The sequence below is a fragment of the Mesorhizobium sp. WSM4810 genome (assembly GCF_055811235.1).
In genome coordinates this window covers 189,071-208,832 of sequence record NZ_JBVVQV010000010.1, presented here as the reverse complement: position 1 = coordinate 208,832, position 19,762 = coordinate 189,071, and the positions used below count along the sequence as shown (strand labels likewise).

At 63.8% G+C, this 19,762-nt stretch carries 19 protein-coding genes; 12 read left to right on the top strand and 7 right to left on the bottom strand.

Annotated features, from left to right (window positions below; genetic code table 11):
- Positions 1-114 precede the first annotated feature (114 nt).
- The 3 genes from AC0L3O_RS17210 to AC0L3O_RS17200 form a co-directional block, all read right to left on the bottom strand.
- Positions 115-822, bottom strand: coding sequence for an SDR family NAD(P)-dependent oxidoreductase (locus AC0L3O_RS17210; protein WP_473616132.1), 708 nt, complete (start codon positions 820-822; stop codon positions 115-117).
- A 163-nt stretch (positions 823-985) separates the two neighbouring features.
- Entirely contained in the window at positions 986-2,566 is a 1,581-nt protein-coding gene (locus AC0L3O_RS17205; RefSeq protein WP_473536951.1) for a 5-guanidino-2-oxopentanoate decarboxylase, read from the bottom strand.
- Complete coding sequence (locus AC0L3O_RS17200; protein WP_473536970.1) at positions 2,563-3,411, bottom strand: dimethylarginine dimethylaminohydrolase family protein; 849 nt, start codon at positions 3,409-3,411, stop codon at positions 2,563-2,565. Before AC0L3O_RS17200 ends, AC0L3O_RS17205 begins: the two co-directional genes overlap by 4 nt.
- A gap of 218 nt (positions 3,412-3,629) precedes the next feature.
- Between AC0L3O_RS17200 and AC0L3O_RS17195 the strand changes: the two genes are divergently transcribed.
- The 7 genes from AC0L3O_RS17195 to AC0L3O_RS17165 all read left to right on the top strand — a co-directional run bounded on the left by AC0L3O_RS17195 (position 3,630) and on the right by AC0L3O_RS17165 (position 9,843).
- On the top strand, positions 3,630-4,442 hold the full coding sequence (locus AC0L3O_RS17195; protein WP_473616138.1) for an ABC transporter ATP-binding protein: 813 nt from the start codon (positions 3,630-3,632) through the stop codon (positions 4,440-4,442).
- 48 nt (positions 4,443-4,490) lie between these two features.
- Positions 4,491-5,285 (top strand): transporter substrate-binding domain-containing protein, encoded by a 795-nt coding sequence (locus tag AC0L3O_RS17190; RefSeq protein ID WP_236377881.1) that lies wholly within the window; start codon positions 4,491-4,493, stop codon positions 5,283-5,285.
- 159 nt (positions 5,286-5,444) lie between these two features.
- Positions 5,445-6,167 carry an ABC transporter permease gene (locus tag AC0L3O_RS17185; protein ID WP_208602491.1) on the top strand — a complete coding sequence of 241 codons (723 nt, stop codon included), beginning with the start codon at positions 5,445-5,447 and terminating at the stop codon, positions 6,165-6,167.
- Complete coding sequence (locus AC0L3O_RS17180) at positions 6,167-6,976, top strand: ABC transporter permease (protein WP_023796783.1); 810 nt, start codon at positions 6,167-6,169, stop codon at positions 6,974-6,976. Before AC0L3O_RS17185 ends, AC0L3O_RS17180 begins: the two co-directional genes overlap by 1 nt.
- Positions 6,977-7,068: 92 nt before the next feature.
- On the top strand, positions 7,069-8,070 hold the full coding sequence (locus AC0L3O_RS17175) for an Ldh family oxidoreductase (protein ID WP_473616131.1): 1,002 nt from the start codon (positions 7,069-7,071) through the stop codon (positions 8,068-8,070).
- 226 nt (positions 8,071-8,296) lie between these two features.
- Positions 8,297-8,749: a DoxX family protein gene (locus AC0L3O_RS17170; protein ID WP_128172920.1), complete on the top strand. Its 453-nt coding sequence runs from the start codon at positions 8,297-8,299 to the stop codon at positions 8,747-8,749.
- 119 nt (positions 8,750-8,868) lie between these two features.
- Positions 8,869-9,843: a complex I NDUFA9 subunit family protein gene (locus tag AC0L3O_RS17165; protein ID WP_287235221.1), complete on the top strand. Its 975-nt coding sequence runs from the start codon at positions 8,869-8,871 to the stop codon at positions 9,841-9,843.
- 144 nt (positions 9,844-9,987) lie between these two features.
- Here AC0L3O_RS17165 and AC0L3O_RS17160 read toward each other — a convergent pair whose 3' ends face one another.
- Positions 9,988-11,358 (bottom strand): cytochrome P450, encoded by a 1,371-nt coding sequence (locus AC0L3O_RS17160; RefSeq protein ID WP_473616130.1) that lies wholly within the window; start codon positions 11,356-11,358, stop codon positions 9,988-9,990.
- A 94-nt stretch (positions 11,359-11,452) separates the two neighbouring features.
- On the bottom strand, positions 11,453-11,707 hold the full coding sequence (locus AC0L3O_RS17155; RefSeq protein ID WP_128172917.1) for a hypothetical protein: 255 nt from the start codon (positions 11,705-11,707) through the stop codon (positions 11,453-11,455).
- Here AC0L3O_RS17155 and gyrB point away from each other — a divergent pair.
- Together gyrB and AC0L3O_RS17145 are read left to right on the top strand one after the other, a co-directional pair.
- Entirely contained in the window at positions 11,706-14,177 is a 2,472-nt protein-coding gene (gene gyrB / locus AC0L3O_RS17150) for a DNA topoisomerase (ATP-hydrolyzing) subunit B (protein ID WP_128172916.1), read from the top strand. The genes AC0L3O_RS17155 and gyrB overlap by 2 nt on opposite strands.
- Positions 14,178-14,422: 245 nt before the next feature.
- Positions 14,423-15,340 carry a hypothetical protein gene (locus AC0L3O_RS17145; RefSeq protein WP_473616128.1) on the top strand — a complete coding sequence of 306 codons (918 nt, stop codon included), beginning with the start codon at positions 14,423-14,425 and terminating at the stop codon, positions 15,338-15,340.
- A gap of 16 nt (positions 15,341-15,356) precedes the next feature.
- Here the strand turns inward: AC0L3O_RS17145 and AC0L3O_RS17140 are convergent, their stop codons facing one another.
- The gene (locus AC0L3O_RS17140) at positions 15,357-16,973 is read right to left on the bottom strand and encodes a hypothetical protein (RefSeq protein WP_473616127.1); all 1,617 of its coding nucleotides are present in this window, start codon (positions 16,971-16,973) and stop codon (positions 15,357-15,359) included.
- An 11-nt stretch (positions 16,974-16,984) separates the two neighbouring features.
- On the opposite strand from AC0L3O_RS17140, the gene AC0L3O_RS17135 reads away from it, so the two are divergent.
- From AC0L3O_RS17135 to AC0L3O_RS17125, 3 genes are read left to right on the top strand one after another with little or no spacing between them, the layout of a single operon-like run.
- Positions 16,985-17,287, top strand: a complete 303-nt coding sequence (locus AC0L3O_RS17135; RefSeq protein ID WP_128244513.1) for a hypothetical protein — start codon at positions 16,985-16,987, stop codon at positions 17,285-17,287.
- Between the two features lie 35 nt (positions 17,288-17,322).
- Positions 17,323-17,901 carry a biotin transporter BioY gene (locus AC0L3O_RS17130; RefSeq protein WP_473616126.1) on the top strand — a complete coding sequence of 193 codons (579 nt, stop codon included), beginning with the start codon at positions 17,323-17,325 and terminating at the stop codon, positions 17,899-17,901.
- On the top strand, positions 17,898-18,317 hold the full coding sequence (locus AC0L3O_RS17125) for a DUF1284 domain-containing protein (protein WP_473616124.1): 420 nt from the start codon (positions 17,898-17,900) through the stop codon (positions 18,315-18,317). Before AC0L3O_RS17130 ends, AC0L3O_RS17125 begins: the two co-directional genes overlap by 4 nt.
- Before the next feature lie 46 nt (positions 18,318-18,363).
- On the opposite strand, the gene AC0L3O_RS17120 is transcribed toward AC0L3O_RS17125, so the two are convergent.
- Positions 18,364-19,761 carry an NAD(P)(+) transhydrogenase (Re/Si-specific) subunit beta gene (locus tag AC0L3O_RS17120; protein WP_023796795.1) on the bottom strand — a complete coding sequence of 466 codons (1,398 nt, stop codon included), beginning with the start codon at positions 19,759-19,761 and terminating at the stop codon, positions 18,364-18,366.
- Position 19,762: the final 1 nt, after the last annotated feature.

The following is a 19,762-nucleotide window of genomic DNA, read 5'->3' as shown; positions in this document are numbered from 1 at the left end:
AAAAACCCCGCCGGAGCGATCCGGCGGGGTTTTTGTTTGACCATGGTCAGAGCATCGTAACCCCAAACCTGGCAAACCGGTTTTGGGAAATCCGCGCTCAAACAAAGAGACAGATCAGGCCCTGCCGTAAAGCGGCACCAGTGTGCCGCTCATCGCCAGATTGGCCGGCGAAGCGAGGTAGGTGATCGCTTCCGCCGCCGCTTCGAGGCTGACCCATTTGCCGAAATCGGCGGCCGGCATGTCAGCCCGGTTGGCCGGCGTATCGAGGGTCGAGGGCGCGACCGCATTGACCAGGATGCCCTTGCCCTTGAGTTCTTCCGCTATCGCCACCGTCATTGCCGCGACCGCTGCCTTGCTGGCGGCATAGGCGATCATGCCGGAACCGCGCCGCAGGTCGAGCCCGGCACGCGCCGTGATATTGACGATGCGGCCCGACACGGAAGATTCCAGCATCGAGCGGATCGCCGCGCGGCAGCACAGGAAGGTTGTGCGGGCGTTGGTGTCCATCATTTCGGCAAAAGACGCGGGCTCGATCTTCTCGACCGGCGCGGCGGTGAAGCCGCCGGCCAGATGGATGGATCCCCACAAATCCGTAACGCTGGCGAAGAACGCATCGACCTTGGCGGGGTCGGCGAGATCGACATTGTGCGCCAGCCTGACACGCTCATGTGCCGGGAAGGGAAAATGCGCGGGCGCGGCGGCATGGGCGTTCGGCACATGGCAGATCGCGCCCTGCTCCAGCAGTTTGCCGACAACCGCGCCACCGAGCGCTCCAGTGCCGCCAGTCACCACAACATGCCTGCCGTCCAGTGTATCCGTCATCTACGACCGCTCCTGTCACTCATATGCCGCTGCTCGCCGCCGAAGGTCGCGCCTTTCGCACGATCACTCAACCGAAATCTTGATGACGCAGCGCCGCTTGTGCGCGTCGGAACGTCGGCCATCCGACGCGGATCGCATCCCCAGGCAGACGCTGCCACAGCACTCAATCGATGGTGATCTCGATGACATACGGCAGTCCGGTCGCCCGCGCGCGCTTGAGTGCGTCTGCCAGATGACCGATGCCGGCGAGCCGCTCGGCGGCAATGCCATAGGCCTCGGCCAACTTGCAGAAATCAGGCGGCGCCGGCGAGACGCCGACCGGCTCGACGCCGACATCGAGCATCGAGGTTTCGATTTCGCGATAGCCGAGATTGTTCCAGACGACGAAGATCACCGGCGCCGCAGCGTCGAGCGCGGCGCCCAGTTCCGGCAGCGTGAACTGGAAACCACCGTCGCCGGTGAGACAAACGACCGGCGCATCAGGCACGGCAAGGGCTGCGCCGATCGCCGCCGGCGGACCATAGCCCAGCGCGCCGAAGCCGGTGGCGGCGTTGAACCAGCCGCCCGGACGGTCGTGATCGTAATAGAGGTTGGCGGCATAGACCGGCTGGGTCGAATCGCCGACGATGATCGAGCCCGGCAATGCATCGCGGATCATCTCGACGGCGCGGGTTTGCGCCTGGAGGGCCGGGGCCATTTCGGCAAAGGCTGCTTGCCTTGTCGCAGCGGCGCGAGACTGGCCGTCGCCCGATGGCGGCTGGCCCGTACCAATCTCGACAAGCAGCGCCTCGAGTGCTGCGCCGCAATCGGCATTGATCGAAATCCGGGCGGGCCGGCGGGCAAGCTGGTCGGCGCCGATGTCGATGCGGATCAGATTGGACGGCAGGACAAAGCCACCGTCGCCATATCCGTCGTAGTCGGTCGGGCCGAATTCGGTGCCGGCGGCAATGACCAGATCGGCCTCGGCCATCAATGCACGCACCGCCTTCAGACTGGGGCTGGCCGGCACGCCGAGCGGATGGCGGTGCAGCAGGCCGCGGGCATTGACCGTCTGGACAACCGGCGCTTCCAGCCTTTCGGCAAGGCGCTGTAACGGCGCTTCGGCTCTCTTGGCGCCGCCGCCGGCAAGGACCAGCGGGCGGCGGGCAGCCGCGCAAAGTTTTGCCGCCTCTGCTATCACCGCCGGATTCGGCTCGGGCGGCGCGACATTCGTCAGCAAAGCGGCGATGCCGCCGGCCGGCTTGACCATGATATCGGTCGGGATCTCGATGTGCACCGGGCCCGGACGCGACGACGAAAACAGGGCGAAGGCGCGGGCAAGAACGCCCGGCAGTTCGTCGGCGTCGGTGACACGGTGCGAAAACAGCGCGACCTTTTCCATCATGCCGCGCTGGTCGGGCAGTTCGTGCAGATGGCCAAGGCCCTTGCCCAGTGTCGGCGTGGCGTTGACGCCCGAGATCACCAGCATCGGAACCGAATCGGCACGGGCCTGGCCCATGGCGGTGATGGTGTTGGTCAGCCCCGGTCCGGTGATGACGAAGGCGATGCCGGGCCTGCCGCCGGCGCGCGCATAGCCGTCGGCCATGAACCCGGCGCCCTGTTCATGACGCGGGGTGACGTGGCGAATCTTCGAGCGCGCCAAGCCGCGATAGAGTTCGACCGTATGCACACCCGGAATGCCGAAGACCGTATCGACATCATGGGCTTCGAGCAAAGTGATGAGCGCTTCGCCGACTGTCGTCATTGCCTGAGCACCGGACGTGTGAGGCAGGTCGGTCCGCCCTCGCAGGCGATGCACAGTGCGTCCGCCTCGAAGGTTGAAACCCTGCAGCCGGCTGCCGCCATGGCCGCCGCCGTCTTCGGGAACCCGGCAACGGCGATCACCTCGCGCGGCGCGGTCGGCAGCACATTGAGGCTGAGGCCGTTGGAGGCGAAGAACTCCCCGGCGTCGCCTTCGACCAGGCGAATGCCTCGCGCCCGCAGCATCTGGTAGAAGGCAGCCGGCAAAAGCGGTGCATAGACCAGCGCCAGATCGTCGGCCAGCGGACTGATCACCGACATCAGATGCAGGCAGGCGTCCTCGCCATGCCAGAGCGGCAGGTCGTAGCCATAGACCTGGATACCCCTGGGGGTGAGCAGGTTGGCGAGTTGCTGGATGCCGTCCTGGGTGGTGCGCACGCCGCGGCCGACGGCCAGGGTCCCTGAATCCACCCAGACGCAATCACCGCCCTCGACCTGTCCGGGAGGCTCGATGCGGCCGAGGATAGGTACGCCCATGCGCTTGTAGGCCGCCTCGTGCAGGCCGGGCTCGGCACGGCGCAGCGCCTTGCCCATGGCGAGGATGATGGCGCCGTGGTCGGTCATCAACGAAGGATCATGCGTGAAGACCGAATCGGCGAGCCCGTCATCGGCGTCGGTCAGCCATTCGATCGCGGCGCCGGACGCCAGAACCAGCGTCGTCAGCGCCTCATGCTGGGCGGCGGCCTTTTGCGGATCGAAGCCCGCACCATAGTGCCATTCCGATGCTTTGACGCGGGCCATGGCGCTTGCGGCGGACCGCATCAGCACGCGCTGCAGGGGCCCGGCCATGGACTGCGACCCGTATGCTTTACCCACCAAGTGCTCCTGAACCATCCCATCCAGCCAATAGCCACTCAGCGAGCAGTGATCAATGGTCCAAAAAGCATGGTTGACGGAGGCAAGCGGAACGGTACATCTTGAGAATGAGAAGTCTGTCCAGTGATGGTAATGGGTAAAAAATTCCAGCAGCGACGGGTCCGGCCATTTCGTGAGGCACCGCAAAGGTGATAGCGCAAGGCACCGCCCCCGCCCTGAAGTACACGGCGCAGAACCACGTCGCCGAAGCCATCCATGTCGAGAACCTGCATAAACGATTCGGCGAACTGCATGTGCTGAAAGGCGTTTCGCTGTCGGCGCGCGACGGCGAGATCATCGCCATCATTGGCGGCAGCGGCTCGGGAAAATCGACCCTGCTGCGCTGCATCAATTGCCTGGAGAACCCGACCAGCGGGATCGTTCGCGTCAATGGCGAGGAGATCCGGATGAAGGCCGACAGTCACGGCCACACCGTTCCCGCCGACCGCAAGCAGATCGAGCGCATCCGCTCCAAGCTCGGCATGGTTTTCCAGAATTTCAATCTGTGGAGCCACATGACGCTGATCGAGAACGTCATCGAGGTTCCGGTGCATGTTCTGGGCGTCAAGCGCGATGTGGCCATCGCCGAGGCGGAAAAGCTGCTTGCCCGCGTCGGCCTGGCCGAAAAGCGCGATGTCTATCCGGCCTATCTGTCAGGCGGCCAGCAGCAGCGTGCGGCCATCGCCCGGGCGCTGGCCATCAATCCGCGCGTCATGCTGTTCGACGAGCCGACCTCGGCGCTCGACCCGGAACTGATCGGCGAGGTGCTGAAGGTGATCGGCGACCTGGCACGCGAAGGCCGCACCATGGTGCTGGTCACCCATGAGATGAAGTTCGCCCGCGAGGTCGCGACGCATGTCGTCTACCTCTACAACGGACTGGTCGAGGAAGAAGGGCCGCCGGAGCAGATCTTCGGCGCACCGAAATCCGAAAGGCTGAAGCAATTCATCCGCAACATCGGTTAAGCCGAGGCGGACGAAAAACGGGAACAACAACAAACTGGGAGTTTTGGCATGAAGACCGTTCTGAAAACATTTGCCGCAGCACTTCTGCTCGGCGTCGCCGCTATGGGCATGGCAAAGGCCGAGCCGGTCAAGATCGGCGTCGCTGCCGAACCCTATCCGCCGTTCACCTCGCCGGATGCTTCCGGCAAATGGGTTGGCTGGGAGATCGAATTCATCGACGCGGTCTGCGCCGAGCAGAAACTCGATTGCGTCATCACCCCCGTCGCCTGGGACGGAATCATCCCGGCGCTGACGACCAAGAAGATCGACGTCATCGCCAGTTCCATGTCGATCACCGACGAGCGCAAGAAGACGATCGACTTCTCCGACAAATATTACAACACCCCGACAGCTATCATCGGACCGAAGGACCAGAAGTTCGGCGCTACCCCGGAAGATCTCAAGGGCAAGATCATCGGTGTGCAAGTTTCGACCGTGCATGCCGACTACGTCAAGAAGCACTTCACCGAAGCCGCGGAAATCAAGGAATATCAGACCCAGGACGAAGCCAATCAGGATCTTGCCGCCGGCCGTGTCGATGCCGTGCAGGCCGATTCCATCGCGCTCGATGCCTTCCTGAAATCGGATCAGGGCAAGCAATGCTGCGATCTGAAGGGCACGGTCGCGCCGGATCTGGCGATCCTCGGGCCCGGCGTCGGCGCCGGTGTCCGCAAGGAGGACACCGAGTTGAAGGAGAAGATCAACGCCGGCATCAAGGCGATCCGCGCCAACGGCAAATATGACGAGATTTCGAAGAAATACTTCGATTTCGACATCTATGGCGCCGACCCACAGTCGAATTGACGGCGTGCATCCCCGAGCGAACAACCACGCGGCGCAGACAGCGCGCCGTGTGGCTTCGTCGAACTCTACCTATGCAAGCTTTCCGCTGACGGCATCGCCGGTGGTTTTGGCGCCAGCAATTCGGGGGCGACGCTGATCGACGCATTTCTTCCGGCCTCTGTGGCCCGCATCATCGAACTGCTTTCGCCGACGCCACCCGGTTGGGGCGGAACGCTTCTGGTCGGACTGCTCCACTCGGTCGAGATCGCTGCCGGTGCGTTCGGTCTCGGCCTCGTCATCGGCATTTGCGGTGCGTATGGCAAGCTCTATGGCGGGCCTGTGGTGCGCGATCTGCTGGCAGTCTATACGACGATCGTCCGCGCCGTGCCGGAGCTAGTGCTGATCCTGCTGCTCTATTATGCCGGCACCGATTTGATCAACCAGTTGCTGACGGCAATGGGATATCAGCGCATCGATATCAGCGGGCTGGTGGCCGGCATTGCCGTGCTCGGCTTCGTCCAGGGCGCATATTCGACCGAGGTGATGCGCGGCGCGATCCTTGCCATCCCGCAGGGACAGATCGAAGCCGCGCGCGCCTATGGTATGTCTCCCGGCCTGCTGCTGCGACGCATCACGCTGCCGGCGATGCTGCCTTTCGCCATACCCGGCCTTGCCAATCTCTGGCTGATCGCCACCAAGGACACCGCCCTGCTGGCGGTCGTCGGCTTCTTCGAACTGACATTGGCCACCCGGCAAGCGGCGGGCGTGACCAAGGCCTATCTTACCTTCTTCCTCGCCGCGGGCGTGATCTATCTTCTGTTGACGCTGGTCTCCAATCTGATCATCGGCCGCATCGAGGTCTGGGCTCGGCGCGGCATGCCCTCGCTCAAGGAGGCGCGGTGATGGCTGTCGAAACGACCATCGTCAACGTAGCCGCCCGCGCGTCGCTGTGGTTGCAGCCGCACCGCATCGTGCTGATTGTGACTGGACTGGCGCTGGTTTTCGCGGCCGCTTTTTTCATGCGCTGGGACTGGCTGCCGCAATATTACGAAATGGCGCTTGTCGGCCTCTGGCGTACGCTCTGGATCCTCGCCGTCACCTGCACACTGGGCTTCCTGCTCGCCGTGCCGCTCGGATTGGCGCAGGCTGCCGGCCCGTTCTGGCTCGCGGCGCCTGCAAAGGCCTTCTGCACCGTCATCAGGGGAACGCCACTGCTGCTGCAGCTCTGGCTGCTCTACTATGGGCTCGGCTCGCTGTTTCCACAGTACCCATGGGTACGCGAGTCTTGGATGTGGCCGTATCTCAGGCAAGCATGGCCCTATGGCGTCCTGGCGCTGACCTTGTCCTTCGCCGGTTACGAGGGGGAAGTCATGCGGGGTGCCTTCGCCGGCGTGCCGAAAGGACAGTTGGAAGCGGCGCGCGCCTTCGGCATGAGCCGCTGGAAGATCCTGCGGCGGATCTGGCTGCCACAAGCCTTCTACCGGGCGCTGCCGACGCTGACCGGCGAAACCGTGCTGCAACTGAAATCGACGCCGCTGGTGGCGACCATCAGCGTGATCGACATATTCGCCGTCTCGTCAAAGGTGCGGCAGAGCACGTTCCTCACCTATGAACCCTTGCTGCTCCTGGCGTTGATCTATATGGCGATCACCGGCATCCTGGTCTTCGCCCTCGGCAAGATTGAGGCGCGGATCCCGAACAAAATTGGTTAGTGAGGAGCGAATAGGAGTAGCGAATAGCGAATAGTTCGCTGATTTCCTCTAATCCCTATTCGCTACTCGCTAGAGCTTCAGGGCAGCTAAAGATGCAACTCAGTCTCGACCAGGCGACAGGGCTGTGCCGGATGGCGGCGCTCGGCGCCGGCGCCAATGAGGAAGCGGCGCAGTCGCTTGCAGCCTCCGTCGTGGCGGCCGAGGCAGAAGGTCTGTCGACGGTCGGACTGTCGCATTTCATCGACTATCTCGAAGCGCTGGAGGCCGGCCGCATCGATGGCAAGGCCGAGCCGGTCATCACCAGGCCGGCTTTGGCGATCTATCTCTCCGACGCGCGCGGCGGTCTGGCGCATACCGGCTTCGACCGCACCATCGACGATCTCGCCAAGGCGGCGCGCCTGTTCGGCGTTGCCATCTTTTCGCAGAAGAACGCCTATACATGCGGCGCGCTCGGCTATTTCACCGGGCGGCTGGCCGCGCAGGGACTGGTGTCCTTCGCCGCGACCAACGGACCGGCCGTGCTTGCCGGCTCGGGCTCGGTCAAGCCGGTCTACTGCACCAACCCGATGTCCTTCGCCGCGCCCGCCGCCGACGGAGCGCCGCTGGTCATCGACCAGTCATCGAGCGCCACTGCCTTCGTCAACATCCGCAAGGCAGCCGAGGACGGCAAGAAAATTCCAGAAGGCTGGGCACTGGATGCGAGCGGCAACCCGACCACCGATCCGGCCGCCGCCATGAAAGGCGCGATGCTTGCCTTCGGCGGCCAACGCGGCGCCAACATCGCGCTGATGGTCGAAGTGCTGGCGGCGGGCCTGTCGGGCGCCAACTGGTCGCTCGATGCGCCATGGTTCAATGGCGGACCGGACAGTCCTGGAACCGGCCTCTTCGTGCTGGCCGTCGAGCCCAAGCTGCTCGATCCGAATTTCGAGAAGCGCATGAAAGATCAACTCGACCGGTTGCGCCGCCGCTACGGCGTGCATGTCCCCGGCCGTGCCCGGGCCGAAGCGGCGGAGAAGGCAGCGGCACGGGGTATAACGGCTCCGAAAGCCGTGGTGCAGCGCATCTCCGAATTCGCCGCCCGGTATTCTTCCTGAAGACGGTCACATCTTTCGGATCGTCGACAGCGGGCGTACTTGCCGTTACGCCAAGGCTGCCTCGTCGAACCACGTTTCGGAAACAGCCGGAGACCCTCGCCTCGGCTGGTTTTTTCCGCGCTCTCCCGCATCTGACCAGTAACATGCATTTCCCGGTCAACTTTTGTTCATTTGACTTTGGCTGGGGTGGCGGCTGTTTGCGCGGAGCAGCAGAAGAGGAGCCCCAATGGCCGCAAGCACCCACAATCCCAGCACCAATCTTGTCGTTCCGGCCCTTGGCAGCCTCTATGCGGCGCTGAACACCACCTCTGAAACCATCCTGCGCGCCGTGGCCGGCATCTTCCTCACCATCCATGGCTCTGGCAAGATCATCGACCCGCTCGGCGCCGCCGAGATGGTTGAAGGCCTCGGCTTCTATCCTGGCGCGTTCTGGTCGGTGCTGCTGGCCTGCACCGAGTTCTTCGGCGGCATCTTCATCGCCATCGGTCTCTTGACCCGCCCGGCCGCCTTCGCCGGAATGTTCGTGCTTCTGGTCACCGTCTGGTTCCACTGGGTCACCCTGGGCGAGGGCTTTTCGGGTGCCGAAAAATCGCTGCTGTGGGCGGCGATCCTGTTCTTCTTCGTTATCCGCGGCGGCAACCGCCAATCGGTCGACGCGCGCATCGGCAAAGCGTTCTGAACCAGCCGATATCGCGGCAAACGGCGACAAAGGATCGCCCTTTGCCTTCGGCGCGAAACGGATTATGAACGGCTTCAGCCAAGCCACCAGTAAATCTGGAAACTGCGCCGGAGCCCGCAATGACCGAAATCCTGCAGACCCCAAAGCTCGTCGTCGTGTTCGGCGGCTCCGGCTTTGTCGGCCGCCATGTGGTGCGGGCGCTGGCCCGGCGTGGCTATCGCATCAGGGTCGCCTGCCGCCGGCCCGATCTCGCCGGCCATCTGCAGCCGCTCGGCAATGTCGGCCAGGTCCAGCCGGTGCAGGCCAATATTCGCGTGCGCTGGTCGGTCGACCGCGCCGTGCAGGGCGCCGACCATGTCGTCAATTTGGTAGCCATCCTGCATGAGAGCGGCCGGCAGAAGTTCACGCCCGTCCACGAGTTCGGCGCACGCGCGATCGCCGAAGCGGCGCGCGCCGTCGGCGCCGGGCTCACCCATATCTCGGCGCTGGGCGCCGATCTGAACGCGCAATCCGAGTATGCGCGCACCAAGGCGCTCGGTGAAAAAGCGGTCCTGGAAACGATCGAGGATGCGGTCATCTTGCGGCCCTCGATCAATTTCGGCCCCGAGGACAGTTTCTTCAACCGCTTCGCCAGCATGGCGCGCTATTCGCCGGTCCTGCCTCTGATCGGCGGCGGGCGGACCAAATTCCAGCCGGTCTATGTCGGCGATGTCGCCGAAGCGGTGGCGCGCTCGGTCGACGGCAAAGTCCAGGGTGGCCGGATCTACGAGCTAGGCGGACCTCAGGTGCTCACCTTCAAGCAATGCATGCAGGAAATGCTTGCCATGATCGATCGCAAGCGGTTCCTGGTGTCGGTGCCGTGGTGGGTGGCGAACATGCAGGCATCGATCCTCGGGCTTTTGCCCAATCCGCTGCTGACCAAGGATCAGGTCCTGCAGTTGCGCGGGGACAACATCGTCTCGGAATCGGCCATCAGGGAAAACCGGACGCTCGCCGGCCTCGATATCCAGCCACAGTCGATCGGCAGCATCCTGCCGAGCTATCTCTGGCGCTACCGGCCCGCCGGCCAATTCCAGCGCAAGACGGCGGAATAGCCAATCAGGCGGCTCGCTAAAGCGCGTCGCGTTTGACCGGTCTCATGCGACGCGCTTTAGGTTATTGTTTTATGCATGCCGTTATCGCAAAACCGCTGCACACCCTCGGCTCAGGCCCGAGGGCATGCTTTTGCGCGACATGCATTAAAGCCGCCGCGTGACCTGCATCGGCAGGCCGCCCTGCGGTTGCGTCGTCAGTTTCTGCACCGGCCACGGTTTGGTTTCGGCGGTGGTATCGAAGCGAAAGCGCGACAGCATGATCGCCAGAGCGATGATCGCCTCCTGCATGGCAAAGCTGGCGCCGATGCAGACGCGAGGACCGGCGCCGAACGGCAAATACTGGAAGCGGTCGATCTTCTCGCGATTTCCCGGATGGAAACGTTCGGGCATGAAGGCGTCGGGCCGGTCCCACAGCTTGCGATGGCGGTGGACGACCCACGGCATGACCAGCACCGCAGCACGCCTCGGTATGTAGAGGCCGTTCCAGGTTTCGGGCTCGATCGGCTCGCGGTTGATCGACGGCGCCGGCGGATAGAGCCTGAGCGCCTCGTCGAAGGCGGCGCGGGTGAACGGCATGGCGTCGAGCCACTTTGTCGGGTCGGGCTCGCGCGCCAGCACGGCGTCGATCTCGCGCTCGACCTTTTCGCGCTCCCAAGGCGCTTCGGCCAGGCAATAGAGCGTCCAGCCGAGCGCACGCGCCGTGGTTTCGTGACCGGCGCCGATGAAGGTGATGATGTTGTCCTCGACCTCGGCGCGCGTCAGCCCGTCCGGTCCCTCCGCCTCGAGCAAAAGCGTGAGGAAATCCTGCGGCACCTTGTCCGGATCGTGCTTGACCCGCTCTTCGCGCATCTTGACGGTGTCGGTGACGATCTTGCGGAAGTAGGCCATGGTTTTGCGGCCGCGGATGCGGGTCAGGCGCGGCAGCCAGTCTGGCGCCCGCAACAGGTCGAGCGGATCGACGCGGCCCATGGTTTCGAACAGCCGGTCGATCTCCTTGGCGAAGCTGCCCGGCTCACCCGATATCTCACCGGAAAACAGTGTCTCGGCCAGGATGTCAAAGGTAAGCAGCGTCATGTCGTGGGCGATGTCCGACGTGCCGCCGCCCTCGTAGCGGGTGACGAACTCCCGCGTACGCCTCAGCATCGGCTCGGCAAAACCGAAGATGTGGCGCGGCGTAAACACCGGCGCCATCGCCTTGCGTGAACGCCGCCAGACCTCACCCTCGGCGGTCAGCAGGCCGTCGCGCAGGATCGGCCGCAGGATCATCTGGCGCACCGTCGCCATCTTGTAGTTTTTGGCATTGTCGACCAGCACGTGGCGAATGAGGCCGGGATCGTTGGCGATGACCAGCGGCCCGCCGATGCCGGTCACCGAAATCCAAGGCTGGTTGTAGGTCGGCTCGCCCCACAGTTCGAGCGGATTGCGATAGACGATGCGGATCATCTCCAGCGTCGAAGGCGGCGACGTGCGCGGCTTCGGCGCCGGTGGGACAAAGGGGGCGGGCTGACTGTCCATGGCGTGCTCCGCTGGTGAACTCAATGTAGTGGCTGGCAAGCCAAGCGTCCATGTTGCTGAACGGCAAGGGCGAAGGGCCCGCTCTCCGGAAATGTCACCGGGGCACAGGAGAGTAGATGATCGTCGGGAACAGGTCGGCCCGCTCTTGTGCGGCCGCTCTGTTCCCAAAACCAGTTCCACTTTTTGGGTCCGATGCCGTGGCCCGCCAGGCGTGCTCTTCTTCCATTCGGAAATGCTTGCAAACCTTGGAAAAACCGCCTTTTGCACCTATATCTGGGCCATCAAGGACGCGCGATTCGGAGCCGATTTTTTGCGCTGGATGTGCGGCATCAATCAGACAGGTTTTCATGAGCGATCAGATCGACAACGCCAGCGGCGCTGAGGCCGAGTACGGCGCCGATTCCATCAAGGTTTTGAAGGGCTTGGACGCCGTCCGCAAGCGGCCCGGCATGTATATCGGCGATACCGACGACGGCTCGGGCCTGCATCACATGGTCTATGAGGTCGTCGACAACGCTATCGACGAGGCGCTGGCCGGCCATGCCGACCTCGTCACGGTGACGCTCAATCCCGACGGTTCGGTGACGGTCATCGACAATGGCCGCGGCATTCCGACCGATATCCACACCGGCGAAGGCATTTCGGCGGCCGAAGTGATCATGACGCAGCTGCATGCCGGCGGCAAGTTCGACCAGAACTCCTACAAGGTGTCCGGTGGCCTCCACGGCGTGGGCGTCTCGGTCGTCAACGCGCTGTCGGCCTGGCTGAAGCTGAAAATCCGCCGCAACGGCCAGATCTACGAGATGAGCTTCTCGCATGGCAACGCCGACGGACCGCTGAGGGTCACCGGCAGCTATGAGCAGCGCAAGGTTGCCGGCACCTATGAGGGGCGCAGCGGCAGCGAGATCACCTTCTTTCCGTCGACCGAGACCTTCACCATGGTCGAGTTCGACTTCGGCACGCTGGAGCACCGGCTGCGCGAACTCGCCTTCCTGAATTCCGGCGTGCGCATCATTTTGACCGATGCCCGCCATGCCGACGTCGTGCGCCATGAGCTGCACTATGATGGCGGGCTCGAGGAGTTCGTCAGATATCTCGACCGCGTCAAGAAGCCGCTGATCGACAAGCCGATTGCGATCAAGGCCGAGCGCGACGGTATCACCGTCGAAGTCGCCATGTGGTGGAACGACAGCTACCACGAGAACGTGCTGGCCTTCACCAACAATATTCCGCAGCGCGACGGCGGCACGCATCTTGCCGGTTTCCGCGGCGCGCTGACGCGCCAGATTACCGGCTATGGCGAATCCACGGGCCTCACCAAAAAGGAGAAGGTGGCGCTGATCGGCGACGATTGCCGCGAAGGACTGACGGCCGTGCTGTCGGTCAAGGTTCCCGACCCGAAATTCTCCTCGCAGACCAAGGACAAGCTGGTCTCGTCCGAAGTCCGTCCGGTGGTGGAAGGGCTCGTCAACGAGGCGCTCGGCACCTGGCTCGAAGAGCACCCGACCGAGGGCAAGGTGGTCATCGAGAAGGTCATCCAGGCGGCAGCGGCGCGCGAAGCCGCGCGCAAGGCGCGCGACATCACCCGCAAGAGCTCGCTCGGCGTCACTTCGCTGCCCGGCAAGCTGGCCGACTGCCAGGAACGCGACCCGGCGAAGTCGGAAATCTTCATCGTCGAGGGCGACAGCGCCGGCGGCTCGGCCAAGGGCGGCCGTTCGCGCCAGAACCAGGCCATTCTTCCGCTGCGCGGCAAGATCCTCAACGTCGAGCGGGCCCGGTTCGACCGTATGCTCGGCTCCGACATGATCGGCACGCTGATCACCGCGCTCGGCACCTCGATCGGCAAGGACGAGTTCAACGCAGACAAATTGCGCTACCACAAGATCATCCTGATGACCGACGCCGACGTCGACGGCGCCCACATCCGCACCTTGCTGCTGACCTTCTTCTTCCGGCAGATGCCGGAGCTGATCGAGCGTGGGCATCTCTACATCGCCCAGCCGCCGCTCTACAAGGTGACCCGCGGCAAGAGTTCGCAATACATCAAGGACGAAAGCGCCTTCGAGGAATTCCTGATCGGCTCAGGGCTGGAAGAAGCGTCGCTTGCGCTCAGCACCGGCGAGGTGCGGGCCGGGCAGGACCTGCGCAGCGCCATCGACGATGCGCTGGCGGTGCGCCAGCTCATCAACGGGCTGCACACCCGCTATAACAGAGGCGTGGTCGAGCAGGCGGCGATCGCCGGCGCGCTCAATCCGGATGTCTTCGTCGATCTCGGCCGGGCCAACGCGATGGCCGAGCGTGTCGCCCGGCGCCTCGACATCATCGCCGAGGACACCGAACGCGGCTGGACCGGCCGCATGTCGACCTCAAACGAAGGGGTCGGCGGTTATGTGTTCGAGCGCACGGTGCGCAGCGTCAAGGAGTTCGCGCATCTCGATCTGGCGCTGATCAATTCGGCCGACGCCCGCCAGCTCGACCGCTATGCGCCGCGCCTAGCAGAAGTCTATGGCGAGCCGCCGGTGCTGCGCCGCAAGGACGTATCCGAAACCATCTCGGGACCGCTGGCGCTGCTCAATGCCGTGTTTGCCACCGGCCGCAAGGGCCTGACCATGCAGCGCTACAAGGGCCTCGGCGAGATGAATGCCGAGCAGCTCTGGGAAACCACGCTCGACCCGAATGTGCGCTCGCTGCTGCAGGTCAAGGTCAATGACGCAACGGACGCCGACTCGCTGTTTTCGCGGCTGATGGGCGACGAGGTCGAGCCCAGGCGCGAGTTCATCCAGGAAAACGCGCTGTCGGTGGCCAATCTGGATATTTGAGGCCCAAGCAGCTGCTCAGCTTAGGAGACTTAAGGTATTGCTAGGCCCAGGCCCACCAACGATCCCTGCTGCGTCGCAACAAAGGATCATGAGAGCCGGTCGGAACGGAAGAGCATCCAAGGCATTGTAATCGATCACAATCGCCGCAGGAGGCACTCATGGGACGTGGCATTTTGCTCTGGCTTCTCGGAGTCCCGATTCCGATCATTATTCTCATCATGCTTTTCGCACGTTAGGGGGCCGACATGCAGTCAACCCTAACGACTGTCGACGTTTCCGCACCGACGGAATCCTCTTCTACCGCTGTCAGCTGGGGGCCAATCGTGGCCGGCGCCTTTGCTGCCTCGACGCTAACATTGATCCTGATGCTGCTCGGCTCCGGGCTCGGGCTGACGATGGTTTCGCCGTGGTCCGGCTTGAGCACCTCAGTCACAACTTTCGCGGCCTCCACGGCTGCGTGGCTGATCATCGTGCAGTGGCTGTCGTCGGCCGTAGGCGGTTATCTTGCCGGGCGCCTACGCACCAAATGGGTCGGCGTCCACACCGATGAGGTCTTTTTCCGCGATACCGCACACGGGTTCCTCGCCTGGGCGCTTGCAACGTTGCTCGTCGCCGGTGTGCTCGGCTCGGCGCTCTCCGCAGCTGTCGGAACCGGCGTCCACGCCGCTTCGACAGTCGCGTCGGGCGCGGCAATGGGCGCTTCGGCAGGTGCTACCGCAAACGCCGGAGGCGCCGCGACCGACAACGCAACGTCGTACTTCGTCGATGCGTTGTTCCGCCCGGCCGATGCGGCCAGGCTTGCTGCCGCCAACCCGGAGAGCGATGCGGCGGCGACGGCGCAGGCCTCGCGCATTTTGATCGCGAGCGCAGCAGCAGGCGAAGTGTCAGCCGACGACAAGACCTATCTGTCGCAGTTGGTAGCCGCCCGCACCGGGCTGTCGGAACCCGATGCCAGGGCCCGTGTCGATGCCGTGCTTGCCAGGGTCGAAGAGGCGAAGGTCCAGGCCCAGCAGGCTGCCGACACCGCCAGGAAAGCCGGTGCCACCTTCGCGCTGCTTGGCGCTCTGTCCCTGGTCGTCGGCGCTTTCATCGCAAGCGCCGCGGCAGCACTTGGGGGCAGGCAGCGCGACGACGAGGAGGCGGTCTTCCTGACCGACCGTTGATCGGTGCTTGAGGGTTCTATCGACGCCGAGACTTTCCCCGGCATCGACCGGTTGTTTTGACGACGTCATCGCCATGAACTGCGCGCTGATTCGCCCAAACGAGCGTGCCCTCTCTTCCGGCAGAAGTCGTCGGTGCCGGCTGGCTTGGCTCCAGTTTGCGGCCGAGATCGACGGCGTCACGCAGCACGTCGATATGCGAGCGCGGCGGCGTGCCGGCGGCTGCCGCGACCTCGACGCCGGTCGCCTCCAGCGACCAGTAGAGCCTGTGCGTGAAGATGCGGCCAAGCGAACTGCGCAGTTCGACCTGAATGTTCTCCACGCCGGGGCCGAAATTTTCCGCCATCGGTCCTGAGATCGGGTCGCCGGTCAGCCAGCCATTACCCCTGTCGAAGATGTTGGTCCAGCGTGTCGCGGCAAACACCGCACCATGATGCACCGCCCGCTGCGGCTTGCCCGAACGGCTGCGCCCTTCCTGATAGAGGACGGTTCCACCGGCCGCCGTCTCGGCGATCGGCGGGCATGCCGAGAACAGCCGCTCAGCGATGCCGCGCCTGAATTCGGCGAGATTGTAGGTCGCCAGAAATTCGCTGTGGGTCAGCGGACTGCCGAGCGTGATGAAATCGCTGATCTTCCAAGGCAATGGATGATCGGCGTCGCTGGCGCGGAGGTGGCGGTAGAGCTCCCATTGGGCGCGCCGGAATCCAGAAAAATCATCCAATTTGTCGGGCCACGCAGAACCATCTGACTTGAGCGTAGCCTTGTCGACGGCGCGGATCGCTTTCAGTCTCGCCTTGTCGCGGAGGGCTTCCAGCTTTCGTGGCCTGAAATCGGCCCACAATATCTGCAGCAGATCGTAGGCGATGATTGACCCCAGGCTGTGCGAGACCAGCACGATGCGGTCGTAGCCGTCGTCCACCATGAGGCGCCTCAACAGTGTCAGGCCACGGTCGCGGACAAGCGCGCGCTTCTCGACCGTTGCCGCTTCAGCCCGCACATAGGCGGCCACATCACCGAAATAAGGAAGACCAAACCGGTCCGCCGCCCAGACGACGAACGAGGCCAGGATCGTGGCGAGCATGCCCGTGATCCAGGAAATATACCCTTGCAAGGCCGACGTCGCGAGCACGAACGCCGCGCCCAAGACTGTTATGACTGCCAGAAGCGTAACGACGTAGAGCCCGCGGGCGTCGCGCGGAATGTCGGCGGGCTTGCGCCAGAGCAGATTCGTCACCCAGGCCGCAAGCCGGCCCCGCGTCGTGCCTTGCGTGATGTCGGCCCAGTAAAGCTCGTAGAAATCAGTGCGGCGGCCATCGACATCGTAAGGGGTGGTGATCCGGCGAAGTTCGTGCGAATTCGTCCGGCTGTCGGGCGTGATCCAGCTCCGGTTGATCTTCGAGCCGGCGGGACCGCCCGGATCGGCGACTTGGGCATAAAACGGCGCGCGGGCGGAATCATGGCTCCAAACAGCCTGAACAAATTCCCTCAGCGTGCCCATCGGTCGCTGTTCGCCCATGCCATGCACGATGACCACGGCCTGGCTGAGCTTGCGCGGCGCCTTTCCGGGGGCCGGCAGGCTGGCCTTCGCGGGCGAGCCGGACTTGGTCGGCGAAGCGACAGGCTGGGGGCCAGACACCGGTGCCTCCGTTGGTGACAAATCCGTCCATCGGAACAGAACTTGCCCATCGTAGTGCTGAATCCGAAGCAAGTGCAAAAAGCGTCGCAGATATCTGTCGCAAATCGCCGATTTTTTGCGGGAGGGTTTTGCGACAGGAATTTGTTGAAGAGTTCAACGCTGACGATTTTGTCGCGAAACTTAGGACTGTGACTTCCGGTGCCGTTTGTCGCGCCGCCATGAAGCATCGGCAAGCCGCCGTTGCCGACAGCCGCCTGATCCGCTACTCCGTCCTCCCGGGCAGCACGTCGTTCAATCCCGCAAGTCAGGCATAGCGCCTGCTTCACAGCCAGTACGAAAGAGAACACATATGCGTCATAACCCCACCTCCGCCAGCCACGCGGCTTCGAGCGCGCAGCGCATCCGCGACTGGTCGCTGTCCTGGCAGATCGGGGCGGTCGTCCTGGGAACCGTATTTCTGGCGCTGGCGTCTTACATCGAAGTGCCTATGGTTCCGGTGCCCGTGACCATGCAGACCTTTGCGGTCACCCTGATCGGTGCGGTCTACGGCTGGAGACTCGGCGCGGCCACGATCGTTGCATGGTTGGTCGAAGGCGCGATCGGGTTGCCGGTTTTATCTGGGGGCGCTGCCGGTGCGCATCACTTTGTCGGCCCGACCGCCGGATACCTCTTTGCCTTCCCCGTGGTCGGCGCGCTCACGGGATGGCTGGCGGAGCACGGCTGGAACGGCAACCGCCCCTGGCTGGCGTTCGTCTCCATGCTCCTGGGAAACGCGCTTTGCCTCGTGCTGGGCGCGGCATGGCTTTCCGTCGCCATTGGCATCGAACAGGCAATTGTCCACGGCGTCGCGCCGTTCCTGATCGGCGGGGCGCTCAAGTCGGCATTGGCCGCGGTGACGCTCAAGCTCATGACCCGCGCGCAAAAATGACCGTCCGGCTGCGGCCGCACCATCTCCTTTGCCTGCTGACTTACGCAGGCAAGGGTTACAGCGCTGCGTTCGTCGCCAATTTCGACGCGATCGCGGCTCGGCTCTCCGCAGGCGAACACATCCTGATCGTCTCCGGGCCTGACGATATTTGCGCGCCCCTGCTCGGTGAGGCGGAGCCGCACTGCCTTCGCGACAGCGTGACGGAGCGCGACCGTCAGGCGGCGGCCAGTGTTGGTACGCTTCTGGGGTACTCGATTGCCGAGGACATGGAACTTCAGCTCCATTCCTCGCTTCTGCGAAGTATGCGCGATGCGTTCTCTTCGGGCCGCACCCGGGGTGCTTGCGGCGGGTGCGAGTGGTTTGACCTTTGCAGTTCAGTCGCCGCTTCAGCCTATGGAACGGTGGCACTCCGGTGAAAGGCAACGCTCGCAGTGGGACGATTGTCGGGGTCGCCAACCCGGATCAGTGATCCATGGCCTTGACGATCTCTTCGGTCATCTTCTTGGCGTCGCCGAGCAGCATCATGGTGCCGTCCTTGTAGAACAGCGTGTTGTCAATGCCGGCATAGCCGGAGCCGAGCGAGCGCTTGACGAACAGACAGGTGCGAGCCTTGTCGACATCGAGGATCGGCATGCCGTAGATCGGCGACGACTTGTCGTCGCGGGCGGACGGGTTGGTGACGTCGTTGGCGCCGATGACATAGGCGACGTCGGCCTGCGCGAATTCGGAGTTGATGTCCTCGAGCTCAAACACTTCGTCGTAAGGCACGTTGGCTTCGGCCAGGAGCACGTTCATGTGGCCGGGCATGCGGCCGGCGACTGGATGAATGGCGTATTTCACGTCGACGCCATTGGCCTTGAGCTTGTCGGCCATCTCGCGCAGCGCGTGCTGCGCCTGGGCGACCGCCATGCCGTAACCAGGCACGATGACGACCTTCTGCGCGTTCATCATCAGATAGGCGGCATCGTCGGCCGAACCCTGCTTGACCGTGCGCTCGATGCCGTCGTCGGCAGTGGCGGACGTCTCGCCGCCGAAGCCGCCGAGGATGACCGAGATGAACGACCGGTTCATGCCCTTGCACATGATGTAGGACAGGATCGCTCCGGACGAGCCGACCAGCGCGCCGGTGATGATCAGAGCCAGATTGCCGAGCGTGAAGCCGAGTGCCGCAGCCGCCCAGCCCGAATAGGAATTCAGCATCGAGACGACCACCGGCATGTCGGCGCCGCCGATCGGGATGATGAGAAGGACGCCAAGGACAAGCGATGCCGCCACGATCAGCCAGAACACCAGCTTGGACTCGGTGGTGACGAGCAGCACGATCAGCACGATCAGTCCGATGCCGAGGGCGGCGTTGATGAAATGACGGCCGCCGATCATGATCGGCTTGCCCGACATGCGGCCGTCAAGCTTGAGGAAGGCGATGACCGAGCCGGTGAAGGTGATGGCGCCGATGGCGACGCCGAGGCTCATCTCGATCAGCGCCTGGGCGTGGATGTCGGCGACCGTGCCGATGTCAAAACTTTCCGGCGCATAGACGGCGGCAGCCGCCACCATGACGGCGGCAAGGCCAACCAGCGAATGGAAGGCGGCGACCAGCTGCGGCATCGAGGTCATGGCGATGCGCCGTGCGGTGACCGCGCCGACCGAGCCGCCGATCAAAAGGCCGAGCACGATGAGGCCGAAGCCTCCCGCCGAAGGGGTCGCCAGCGCCAGCGTGGTGGCAATGGCGATGCCCATGCCGATCATGCCGTACATGTTGCCCTGGCGGCTCGTGGTCGGGTGCGACAGGCCGCGCAATGCCAGGATGAACAGGATGCCGGAGACCAGATAGAGGAAGGAGGCGAAGTTGGCGTTCATG

Coding starts and splice junctions, on each gene's coding strand:
- AC0L3O_RS17145 (WP_473616128.1), top strand. CDS start 14,423: ATGCAGTCAACCCTAACGACTGTCGACGTTTCCGCACCGACGGAATCC.
- AC0L3O_RS17170 (WP_128172920.1), top strand. CDS start 8,297: ATGGCCGCAAGCACCCACAATCCCAGCACCAATCTTGTCGTTCCGGCC.
- gyrB (WP_128172916.1), top strand. CDS start 11,706: ATGAGCGATCAGATCGACAACGCCAGCGGCGCTGAGGCCGAGTACGGC.
- AC0L3O_RS17155 (WP_128172917.1), bottom strand. CDS start 11,707: ATGAAAACCTGTCTGATTGATGCCGCACATCCAGCGCAAAAAATCGGC.
- AC0L3O_RS17205 (WP_473536951.1), bottom strand. CDS start 2,566: ATGACGACAGTCGGCGAAGCGCTCATCACTTTGCTCGAAGCCCATGAT.
- AC0L3O_RS17210 (WP_473616132.1), bottom strand. CDS start 822: ATGACGGATACACTGGACGGCAGGCATGTTGTGGTGACTGGCGGCACT.
- AC0L3O_RS17200 (WP_473536970.1), bottom strand. CDS start 3,411: ATGGCCGGGCCCCTGCAGCGCGTGCTGATGCGGTCCGCCGCAAGCGCC.
- AC0L3O_RS17190 (WP_236377881.1), top strand. CDS start 4,491: ATGAAGACCGTTCTGAAAACATTTGCCGCAGCACTTCTGCTCGGCGTC.
- AC0L3O_RS17120 (WP_023796795.1), bottom strand. CDS start 19,761: ATGAACGCCAACTTCGCCTCCTTCCTCTATCTGGTCTCCGGCATCCTG.
- AC0L3O_RS17160 (WP_473616130.1), bottom strand. CDS start 11,358: ATGGACAGTCAGCCCGCCCCCTTTGTCCCACCGGCGCCGAAGCCGCGC.
- AC0L3O_RS17180 (WP_023796783.1), top strand. CDS start 6,167: ATGGCTGTCGAAACGACCATCGTCAACGTAGCCGCCCGCGCGTCGCTG.
- AC0L3O_RS17130 (WP_473616126.1), top strand. CDS start 17,323: ATGCGTCATAACCCCACCTCCGCCAGCCACGCGGCTTCGAGCGCGCAG.
- AC0L3O_RS17125 (WP_473616124.1), top strand. CDS start 17,898: ATGACCGTCCGGCTGCGGCCGCACCATCTCCTTTGCCTGCTGACTTAC.
- AC0L3O_RS17175 (WP_473616131.1), top strand. CDS start 7,069: ATGCAACTCAGTCTCGACCAGGCGACAGGGCTGTGCCGGATGGCGGCG.
- AC0L3O_RS17165 (WP_287235221.1), top strand. CDS start 8,869: ATGACCGAAATCCTGCAGACCCCAAAGCTCGTCGTCGTGTTCGGCGGC.